Below are 9,463 nucleotides of genomic sequence, written 5' to 3'. Positions count from 1 at the left end.
GACGGAGGAGACACAATGAAAGCGTTTAGAATAGCCCTGCTCGCATCCGCGGTTCTGCTTGCGCCGGCCTCGCTGGCATACAGCCAGGAATGCGCCAAGGAACCTGTAACGGTCGGCTTCCTGCCCAAGCTCGACACCGATCCCTACTTCAAGGTGGCTTTCGGCGGCGCCGAGGAGGCTGCGAAGGAAATTGGCGGCACCGCCACCCAGGTCGCCCCGTCGCAGGCGACGGCCGAGGCACAGATCGAATTCATCAACAGCCTTGTGTCGCAGAAGGTCGGGGTCATCGCTATCGCCGGCAACGACGCCAATGCGGTTGCGCCTGCGCTGAAGCGCGCCGTTCAGCAAGGCGTCCGGGTGATATCGTACGATTCCGACGTCGCGGCCGATGCGCGCGCGGTGTTCGTGAACCAGGTGAAGGGCGACAGTCTGGCCGAAATGATGCTGGAAAGCGCATTCAACCTCAGCGGCGGCGAAGGCGAGTTCGCCATCCTGTCGTCGACGCCGACGGCGACCAACCAGAACGCCTGGATCGACTTCATGAAGGCGAAGATGGCGGCAGAGCCGAAATACGCCAAGATGAAACTGGTGCAGGTCGCCTATGGCGAGGAGAGCGAGCAGGTCAACCAGCAGCAGGCCTTGGCGCTGGTGCAGGCGTTTCCGGATCTCAAGGTGATCATCGTGCCGGCAGGCATTGGCCTTCCGGCGGCCGCGCGCGCACTCGAGGAAGCCGGTATGATCGGCAAGGTCAAGCTGACCGGCCTTGCGCCGGCCACTTTGATTTCGAAATACATCAAGGATGGCGCTGCCCAGGATATCTGGTGGAATGTCACCGATCTCGGCTACCTGTCCTATCAGGCGGCCCAGGCGCTAGCGCAGTGCAAGATCACCGGCAAGGAAGGTGAGAAGTTCACGGCGGGCAGGCTCGGCGAATACACGATCGGGGCCAGCGGCGAACTGATCCTTGGCCCGGCCAAGATCGTGACGCCGGAAAACCTGGCCGAGTTTAAGTTCTAAGCCTCCCAAGGCCCGGCGGGCGCCGGTTCAAGCCGGCGCCCGCTCGTTCAATTGTCAGTCGAAAAGCGTGAGGGCGACGATGAAACTCTTGCTGGCAGGCGAGACCTTCGCGGCGACGACGTCGGTCGCTGCCGGCGGCGACGTTCTGACAAGTGCGACATGGGTGAATGGCGCGACGGCCTTCAATGCCGCCCTTGCCGCAGAGGGCATAGCGGTGACGCAGATCGGTGGCGATCGCTGTGCGGCCGAATTTCCGTATGACCTCGACGCGCTGGCCGAATACCAGGCGGTGGTGATCTCCGATGTCGGCGCGCTGACCTTGCTGGTCACGCCGGAGGCCCGCGCCGGGCGCATCGGCGTCAACCGCCTCGACGTCCTCAAGGCCTATGTCGAAGGCGGCGGCGGGCTGATGCTGGCCGGCGGCTATATGGGGTTCCAAGGCATGTTCGGCACGGCGCGTTTCCACGACACCCCGGTCGAGGACGTGCTGCCCGTGCGCTGCCTGCCATTCTCGGACGGGCTGGAAGTGCCGCAAGGCCTGCAGCCGTCGATCCTTCAGGCGTCGCATCCGATCCTTGCCGGTGTCGCGGGTCCGTTGCCGCCGATCCTCGGCATGAACAAACTCGATTTTAGGCGCGACGGCTCGTCCCAGCTTCTGGCGACCTGCCATTATCGCGGCACGGACTGGCCGCTGCTTGCGGTTCGTGAGCATGGCCGTGGCCGCACCGTCGCGTGGGCGACCGACATCGGCCCACACTGGCTGTCGCAGGACTTTTTGGGATGGCCGCTCTACGGCAAGCTGATGGGCAACGTCGTGCGCTGGCTGGCCGGCAAGGATTAAGCCTGGCGTGTTTGTAGGGCAGCTAGTCCGGCTTGCTGCTCAACGCTTCGCGCAGCGCTTGGATCCGCCGATTCAAGGCATCGAGATCAGCCATCGTCATGCCCGAGCGTTCGATCAGGGTTTCGTTGAGGCAGTTGCACTGGACGAGCAGCGCGCGGCCGGCAGGCGTCAGGTCGACCTGCACTTGGCGCTCGTCCGTCTGGCTGCGCTGGCGGGTGACGAGACCGGCCTGTTCCATGCGCTTCACCAGCGGCGTGATGGTGCTCGATTCCAAAGCGAGCCTGTGCGCAATCGAGCCGACCGACATCCCGCGGGCTTCGGCAAGTGCGTTCAGCACGAGATATTGCGGATAAGTGATGCCCATCTCGTCCAGCATGGGCTTGTAGGTGCGATTGATTGCCATGCTGGTGGCGTAAAGCGTGAAGCAGAGCTGGTTGTCCAACGGGAGAGGCACGAGGCATTCCTTTAGCCGACTGAGCACATCAATATGTACCACGAAAAATGATATCGCGATACATATTTTCTGTAGACAAGGATTTGGACCTGCGCTAGTCGTATGGTTATCGCGATATTGATTATCGCGGAAGCAATCAATGGAGAGCGAGATGACCAAGCCCGGCAGCAGCACGATCACCACCAAGGACGGCACCGAAATTTTCTACAAGGATTGGGGAACGGGACAACCCATCGTCTTCCATCACGGCTGGCCGCTGAGCAGCGACGACTGGGACGCCCAGATGCTGTTCTTCCTGTCCAAGGGCTACCGCGTCATTGCCCATGACCGGCGCGGCCATGGCCGCTCGACCCAGACCGATACCGGCAACGAGATGGACACCTACGCCGCCGATGTCGCGGAGCTTGCAGCGCATCTCGACCTCAAGAACGCCATCCATGTCGGCCATTCCACCGGTGGCGGCGAAGTGGCCCGTTATGTCGCGAAGTACGGCTCCGGCGGCCGTGTCGCCAAGGCCGCATTGCTCGGCGCGGTGCCGCCGATCATGCTGAAGACGGCGTCCAATCCCGGCGGCCTGCCGATCGAGGTGTTCGACGGTTTCCGCTCCGCCCAGGCAGCCAACCGCGCCCAGTTTTTCCACGACGTCGCGGCCGGCCCGTTCTACGGCTTCAATCGCCCCGGCGCCCAGGTGTCGCAGGCTGTCGTCGAGAATTGGTGGCGCCAGGGCATGATGGGCGGCACCAAGGCGCACTATGATTGCATCAAGGCGTTCTCGGAAACCGACTTCACCGACGATCTGAAGGCCATCGACGTGCCGGTGCTGGTCATGCATGGCGACGACGACCAGATCGTTCCCATCGCCGACTCCGCCCTGCTCTCGGTCAAGCTGCTCAAGAAGGGCGAGCTCAAGATCTACAAGGGCTTCCCGCATGGCATGGCGACCACCCATGCCGATGTCATCAACGCCGACCTGCTGGCCTTCTTCCAGGCCTAGAATCGTCCACCTGGATAGGCAAAGCACCCGCCGTCAGGCGGGTGCTTTTGGTTTCGTCGAAATGTCAGCGGGACAGTGCCTACTTATCGAGAAAACCAGTGATCAGCTTGACGGTGTCTTCGGGGTTTTCCTCCATGATCCAGTGACCGGAGGCGGGCACGATGCCGCCCGTTACATCGGTCGCAACAAGCCGCAGGAGATCGGCCTGCGTAGTGCCAGCGGATTTTTCACCGCCGACAGCCAGTAGCGGCATGGTCAGTTTGCCGCCGGCGGCAAGCATCGCCTGGTTGTCGATCGCGTCCTGGTCAAACGCCTTGAACTGCTCGAAAGCGTCATGCATCGCATGCGGGCGGGCATAGAGTTTGGCGTAGTGCCTGCGCGTCGCCTCGTCGATCTTCTTGGGGTCAGCCGACAGCTCGTTGTAGAAGCGGTCGAGATAGATGCGCTCGCGTCCCGCGACCAGCCGCTCCATATCAGGGCCGCGGAAGTTGAAGTGCCAAAGCAGCGGGCTTTGCTTGATCTTTTCCCAGTCGCCTATGCCGGGCAGCGGCGCGTCGATGATGACCCATTTGGTGATGCGCTTGGGATACTGAGCGGCAAGCGCATAGCCGACCATGTTGCCGATGTCGTGCGTGACCAGGTCGGCCTTGTCGATCTGCAGCGCATCCAACACGCCGACGATGTCGACGGCCTGGTTCTTCTTGGTGTAGCCGGCTTCCGGGTGGGCGGACAGACCCATGCCGCGCAGATCCGGCACGATGACAGTATGGTCCTTTGCGAGCGCGACGGCCGCCGCGCCCCACATGTCTCCGGTATCGGCAAAGCCGTGCAGCAACACGACGGCGGGACCTTTGCCGCCGACGCGCACATAGAGTTTGGTGCCGTTGGTTTCGACGGACTGCGTCTTGAAACCCGGCGGAAAGGGAACGATGCGTGCCGTCGCCGGCAAGGTAACAAGAAGCACACCCAATACGGCCAATACGATCTTGCGCATGTCATCCCCCAGAGACGTCGAAGGCCCCAAGCCTTCGTTGATGACTATCTCTAGCAGGCTTTTCAACCAGCGCATGGTGAAAGAATCACAGAGGGCGCAGCAATGCCGCGCCCTGCGTCAAATCCGCAAAATCGACCGGTTTTATCTGGCCGCCGCTTGCGCCTTCCTGGCTTCCTTCATGTTGGGCAGGAACACCGTCAGCAGGCCGAGCAGCGGCAGATACGAGCAGATCTGGAAGACGAAATCGATGCCCTTCATGTCGGCGACGACGCCGAGCACGGCGGCTGCAATGCCGCCCATGCCGAAGGCGAAGCCGAAGAAGATCCCGGCGATGGTGCCGACACGTCCCGGCACCAACTCCTGCGCAAACACGACGATGTTGGAGAAGGCCGAGGACAGGATCAGGCCGATCAGCACCGTCAGCACCATCGTCCATTCGAAATTGGCGTAGGGCAGCGCCAGCGTGAACGGCAGCACGCCGACGATCGAGAACCAGATCATCGCCTTCTGGCCGTAGCGGTCGCCGAACGGTCCGCCGAGCAGGATGCCCAGCGCCGAGGCGCCGAGGAACAGGAACAGCATGACCTGGCTCATCTGCACCGACACGCCGAACTTATGGATGGAATAAAAGGTGTAGTAGCTGGAGAGCGAGGCGATGTAGGCGTTCTTGGTCAGCACCAGCAGCGTTAGCACCGCCAGCGCTCCCATCACCTTCTTGCGCGGGAAGGGGGAGACGAAGCTTGCCGCCTTGCGATTGCCCTGCGCGGCGCGCATCCGGCTGTACCAGCCGCCGACCCGCGACAAAACGATGATGCCGATCAGAGACCCGACGGCGAACCATGAAATGCTGGTCTGGCCGAAGGGCACGACGATGAAGGCAGCGAGCAGCGGCCCCATCGACTGGCCGAAATTGCCGCCGACCTGGAACAAAGATTGCGCCAGGCCAAAGCGGCCGCCGGAGGCAAAGCGGGCAATGCGCGAGGATTCCGGATGGAAGATCGCCGAGCCGATGCCGATCAGCGAGGCGCCGACCAGAAGCAGCGCATAGTGGCCGGCATAGGCGAGCACGATCAGGCCAATCAGCGAGGACGCCATTCCGTAGGGCAGCGAATAGGGCATTGGCCGCTTGTCGGTGATCATGCCGATGACCGGCTGCAGCAGCGACGCCGTGACCTGGAACGTGAAGGTCAAAAGACCGATCTGCCAGAAATCGAGACCGTAGTTCTCTTTCAGCAGCGGATAGATCGCCGGCAGCAGCGATTGCATGATGTCGTTGATGCCGTGGCAAAAGCTCACCGCCAGAATGACGGTGAAGGCGGTCGCCTGGGCTGAAGGGAGGCTGGCGCTTGGCTGCGGTGCAATGCTGGTGGCTGTCGTATCGGTCAAGGCAGGCTCCGAGGTCTTTTTGGCGGGTGTTTGCCCGCGGGCAGGCTTGGCGGCCGCTCCCGCGGACCGCCTTAAGGACGCTCGTCTGAAGCGCTTGGGCGACCTGCGGAGCGCCTTGGGGATGGCTGCCTTATAAGCCGCTTGCCAGGCGACTTCTTTCGTGGTTTGGTCCAATAGTTTCGCAAGTGGGCCATAGCCGATGCCACATGGCAGGGACATCTTCCGCGCCGGCAATGCCGATCTCGGCCGATTGCACGAAAGCCGCTGGCAGTGGCTGGAGGAGGTTTCCGGGCCGGCGGTGGCTTTGCCGACCGAATATCCCGACGGTTACCTCGTGCCGCAACACCGCCACAGCCGCAGCCAGCTGCTGCATGCGCTGGTCGGTGTCGTGCTGGTGACGACCAGGTACGGGCGCTGGATGGTGCCGCCCGACCACGCAATGTGGATACCGGCCGGCACCGAGCATTCTGTCGAAATGCTGGGCGACGTCTCGATGCGCTCGGTCTATGTCATGCCGGGCGCTATCCCCGGCCTGCCGGAAGGTTTGCGCGTCGTCGGCATCACCGAGCTGATGCACAGCCTGATCGTCGAATCGGAAAAGCTGCCGCAAGGCAGCGAACTGGAAGGCCGCGGCGGGCTGATCATGAACCTCTTGCTGCACGAGATCCCGACCTTGCCGGAACGGCCGCTCGGGCTGCCGTTCCCGTCCGACCCGAAGCTGGCGGCGCTCTGCCGACGCTTTGTCGCGGCACCTTCGCCGCACGCCACGATCGACGAGTGGGCGGATGCCGCAGGCATGAGCCGCCGTTCGTTCACCCGCGCCTTCCAGCGCCAGACCGGACTGTCCTTGTCGACTTGGCGCCAGCAGGCCTGCCTGTTTGCGGCCCTGCCCAGGCTCGCCGATGGCGAGCCGATCACCAGGGTGGCGCTCGACCTCGGTTATGACAGCGTGCCGGCATTCATAACCATGTTCAAGCGCATGCTTGGCGCCTCGCCGCGCGGCTATATGCGCGGCGCCCGCGACGAAGGCATGCGGCGGGCTCAGCCTCGACTTGAGGCCCCGGCGCTGTAGCGCCAGGAAAAGCCCGCAGTACTTTGCCGTAGGCCCTAGTCCAGCTGAACGCCGCTGGCCTTGACGATCGGTTCCCATTTGGCGAGTTCGGCCTTCACATGCACTCCAAGCTCTTCCGGGGTGGAGGCCACGATCGAGGCGCTGAACTGGGCCATGCGGGCGATCACATCAGGGTCTTTCAGGGCTTCAACTGCCGCCTTCTGAAGAACGGCGACGGCCTCCGGCGGCGTGCCTGCGGGCGCGAACAGAGCGTTCCAGCTGTAGGTTTCATAGCCGGGAATGGTTTCGGCAATGGCCGGTATGTCGGGGAAGGAGGGAACGCGCTCCTTGGTGGTGACGCCAAGCGCTCTCAGCGTCCCGCTCTTGATATGGCCCGATGAAGAGGGGAGGTTGTCGAACATCATCGGCACCTGATTGCCGATAACGTCGTTCAAGGCCGGTCCGGCGCCCTTGTAGGGAATGTGCTGCATGCTGACGCCGGCCATCGTCTTGAAAAGCTCGCCGGAGAGATGGAGCGGGGTGCCATTGCCTGATGAGGCGTAGGCATATTTGTCCGGGTCCTTCTTCAGCATCTCGATCAGTTCCTTGACGTCCTTGGCAGGGAATTCAGGGTTCACGACCAGGACGTTTGGCACCAGCACGAGCAACGATATCGGCGCAAAATCCTTCTCCGCATCGTAGGGCTTTGTCTTCAGGATCAGCGGGTTGAGCGCGTGGGTTGCGACCGTGCCCATCAGGATCGTGTAGCCGTCCGGTTCGGCTCGGGCGACCTGGGCAGCGCCGATGCTGCCCCCGGCGCCGCCGACATTTTCGACGACAATCTGCTGGCCCAGCTTTTCGGACATCTTGTTGGCGACTAGGCGCGCGACCAGATCCGTCGAGCCACCGGCGGAAAAGGGGACAACCATGGTGATGGTCCGGTCCGGAAAATCGGCGGCCCAGGCCGCCGGTACTGAAAGGGTGGCTGCAATGGAAACCGCGAGCCCGAGCAAAGTCCTACGCCGCATCTGCTACTCCTCCGTTGATTGGAGGGGCAGTATGGCCATGGTGAACTCCTCGCACAATGCAACCATGGACTGACTGCCCGCCTCAGGAGATCGGGCTTGACACCGATGCTTCGGTTGGCGTGCGCGAGAACGCCTCACCCCTCAGTTCAATCAGCCTTGGTCCAGCTGAAAACAAGCCATTTGTATCGTGACGTCTCTTCAGGCTCGGCCGTGTAGGTCATCTGCATGTCGCCGCCCTCGGTGTAGATGTCGAGCCTGGGTGCCGTGTCCAGTTCGAGCCACACGGAATCGTTCTTGAACGACCATGTCCCGCACCAGACGCAAGGCCCCGATGCCGGGTCACCCGGTTGGTGAAAATTGTAGCGGCCGTCCGCCGTGATCTCCAGATAGTCGAAGGCGCCATAAAAGGCGGTCACAGTCTGCTGAAATTCGGTTGCAGCCGCTTCCTGGTCGGGCTTCGCCGGCTCTTTCAGATCACGCGGTGGCCGGATTGCGGACCCTGCGATGCTCCATTTGCCGATGAAATCCTTTTCGGTGGGAAGATATTCCGTTTGCGCCTGCGCGGTCGAAACCGGAGCGATTGTCGGCGCATAGGCCGCGCTGGCGATGCCGATTGCGAGAAGCATTCCTGCGATGCCTGCAGCCTTGATTCGATTGCGCATCAGCTGGCTCCTTTCACGACGGTTTGGGGCAGATTCCAAAAACGAGATTACCCCCGAGCCAGGCCCGGGGGCACGCTTTTGGGCAACATGGATTAATCGAACAGGCTCGACACGGACTCTTCGGTCGCTGTGCGCGAAATCGCCTCGCCCATCAGGTCGGCGATGGAGATGACGCGGATATTCGGGGCGTCGAGCACGCCTTGCGTCGGCTGGATGGAATCGGTGATCACCAGTTCCTGCAGCTTCGAGCCGCTGATGCGGGCGACCGCACCGCCCGACAGCACGCCGTGGGTGATATAGGCGGTGACGCTGGTAGCGCCGTTGGCGAGCAGCGCATCGGCGGCGTTGCACAGCGTGCCGCCGGAATCGACGATGTCGTCGATCAGCAGGCAATCCTTGCCGGCGACCGCGCCGATGATGTTCATCACTTCGGATTCACCGGGACGTTCGCGGCGCTTGTCGACGATGGCCAGTTGTGCGTCGAAGCGTTTGGCGAGCGCGCGGGCGCGCACCACGCCGCCGATGTCGGGCGAGACGACGACGACATTGGCAAGCTGTTTGTATTTTGCCTTCACGTCACGGGCCATCACCGGCACCGAGAACAGATTGTCGGTCGGAATGTCGAAAAAACCCTGGATCTGGCCGGCATGGAGGTCGAGCGTCAAGACGCGGTCGACGCCGGCGCGGGTGATCATGTTGGCGACCAGCTTCGCCGAGATCGGTGTGCGGCCCGAGGCCCGGCGATCCTGCCTGGCGTAACCGAAATATGGGATGACCGCGGTGATGCGCTTGGCCGAGGAGCGCATGAAGGCATCGATCATGATGAGCAGTTCCATCAGATGATCGTTGGTCGGGAACGAGGTCGACTGCAGGATGAAGACATCCTCGCCGCGCACGTTTTCCTGGATTTCGACGAAGATTTCCTGATCGGCGAAGCGTCTGACGCTGGCCTTGCCCAGCGGGACATTGAGATAGCGGGCGACCGCTTCGGCCAGCACCCGGTTGGAATTGCCCGCGAAAAGCTTCATGCACCGTT

Annotated in this window: 10 protein-coding genes; 4 read left to right on the top strand and 6 right to left on the bottom strand. The window is 62.5% G+C overall.

All coding sequences use genetic code 11. From position 1 onward, the window contains the following. Positions 1-15: 15 nt before the first annotated feature. Together NLY36_RS08265 and NLY36_RS08260 are read left to right on the top strand one after the other, a co-directional pair. Complete coding sequence (locus NLY36_RS08265; RefSeq protein WP_023695802.1) at positions 16-1,017, top strand: rhamnose ABC transporter substrate-binding protein; 1,002 nt, start codon at positions 16-18, stop codon at positions 1,015-1,017. 79 nt (positions 1,018-1,096) lie between these two features. Then, positions 1,097-1,858 carry a glutamine amidotransferase gene (locus tag NLY36_RS08260; RefSeq protein WP_023695801.1) on the top strand — a complete coding sequence of 254 codons (762 nt, stop codon included), beginning with the start codon at positions 1,097-1,099 and terminating at the stop codon, positions 1,856-1,858. Positions 1,859-1,880: 22 nt separating this feature from the next. Here NLY36_RS08260 and NLY36_RS08255 read toward each other — a convergent pair whose 3' ends face one another. Then, positions 1,881-2,312, bottom strand: coding sequence for a MarR family winged helix-turn-helix transcriptional regulator (locus NLY36_RS08255; RefSeq protein WP_023695800.1), 432 nt, complete (start codon positions 2,310-2,312; stop codon positions 1,881-1,883). Between the two features lie 151 nt (positions 2,313-2,463). Here NLY36_RS08255 and NLY36_RS08250 point away from each other — a divergent pair, with 151 nt between their 5' ends. Beyond that, entirely contained in the window at positions 2,464-3,306 is an 843-nt protein-coding gene (locus NLY36_RS08250; protein WP_156933159.1) for an alpha/beta fold hydrolase, read from the top strand. 79 nt (positions 3,307-3,385) lie between these two features. Here the strand turns inward: NLY36_RS08250 and NLY36_RS08245 are convergent, their stop codons facing one another. Continuing rightward, positions 3,386-4,300 (bottom strand): alpha/beta fold hydrolase, encoded by a 915-nt coding sequence (locus NLY36_RS08245; RefSeq protein WP_023695798.1) that lies wholly within the window; start codon positions 4,298-4,300, stop codon positions 3,386-3,388. Between the two features lie 141 nt (positions 4,301-4,441). After that, positions 4,442-5,686, bottom strand: coding sequence for an MFS transporter (locus tag NLY36_RS08240; protein WP_023670046.1), 1,245 nt, complete (start codon positions 5,684-5,686; stop codon positions 4,442-4,444). A gap of 199 nt (positions 5,687-5,885) precedes the next feature. Between NLY36_RS08240 and NLY36_RS08235 the strand changes: the two genes are divergently transcribed. Continuing rightward, on the top strand, positions 5,886-6,758 hold the full coding sequence (locus NLY36_RS08235) for an AraC family transcriptional regulator (RefSeq protein ID WP_023695797.1): 873 nt from the start codon (positions 5,886-5,888) through the stop codon (positions 6,756-6,758). Between the two features lie 35 nt (positions 6,759-6,793). On the opposite strand, the gene NLY36_RS08230 is transcribed toward NLY36_RS08235, so the two are convergent. From NLY36_RS08230 to NLY36_RS08220, 3 genes are all read right to left on the bottom strand, one after another. Further along, the gene (locus tag NLY36_RS08230) at positions 6,794-7,765 is read right to left on the bottom strand and encodes a Bug family tripartite tricarboxylate transporter substrate binding protein (RefSeq protein WP_023695796.1); all 972 of its coding nucleotides are present in this window, start codon (positions 7,763-7,765) and stop codon (positions 6,794-6,796) included. A 146-nt stretch (positions 7,766-7,911) separates the two neighbouring features. Further along, the gene (locus NLY36_RS08225) at positions 7,912-8,427 is read right to left on the bottom strand and encodes a hypothetical protein (RefSeq protein WP_023670049.1); all 516 of its coding nucleotides are present in this window, start codon (positions 8,425-8,427) and stop codon (positions 7,912-7,914) included. Between the two features lie 92 nt (positions 8,428-8,519). Next, positions 8,520-9,455 (bottom strand): ribose-phosphate pyrophosphokinase, encoded by a 936-nt coding sequence (locus tag NLY36_RS08220; protein ID WP_023686119.1) that lies wholly within the window; start codon positions 9,453-9,455, stop codon positions 8,520-8,522. Positions 9,456-9,463: the final 8 nt, after the last annotated feature.

Origin of the sequence: Mesorhizobium sp. C399B (genome assembly GCF_030323185.1) — a bacterium.
Classification (GTDB): Bacteria; Pseudomonadota; Alphaproteobacteria; order Rhizobiales; family Rhizobiaceae; genus Mesorhizobium.
The sequence above is the reverse complement of the archived record's forward strand: the minus strand, read 5'-3'. Positions and strand labels throughout refer to the sequence as shown.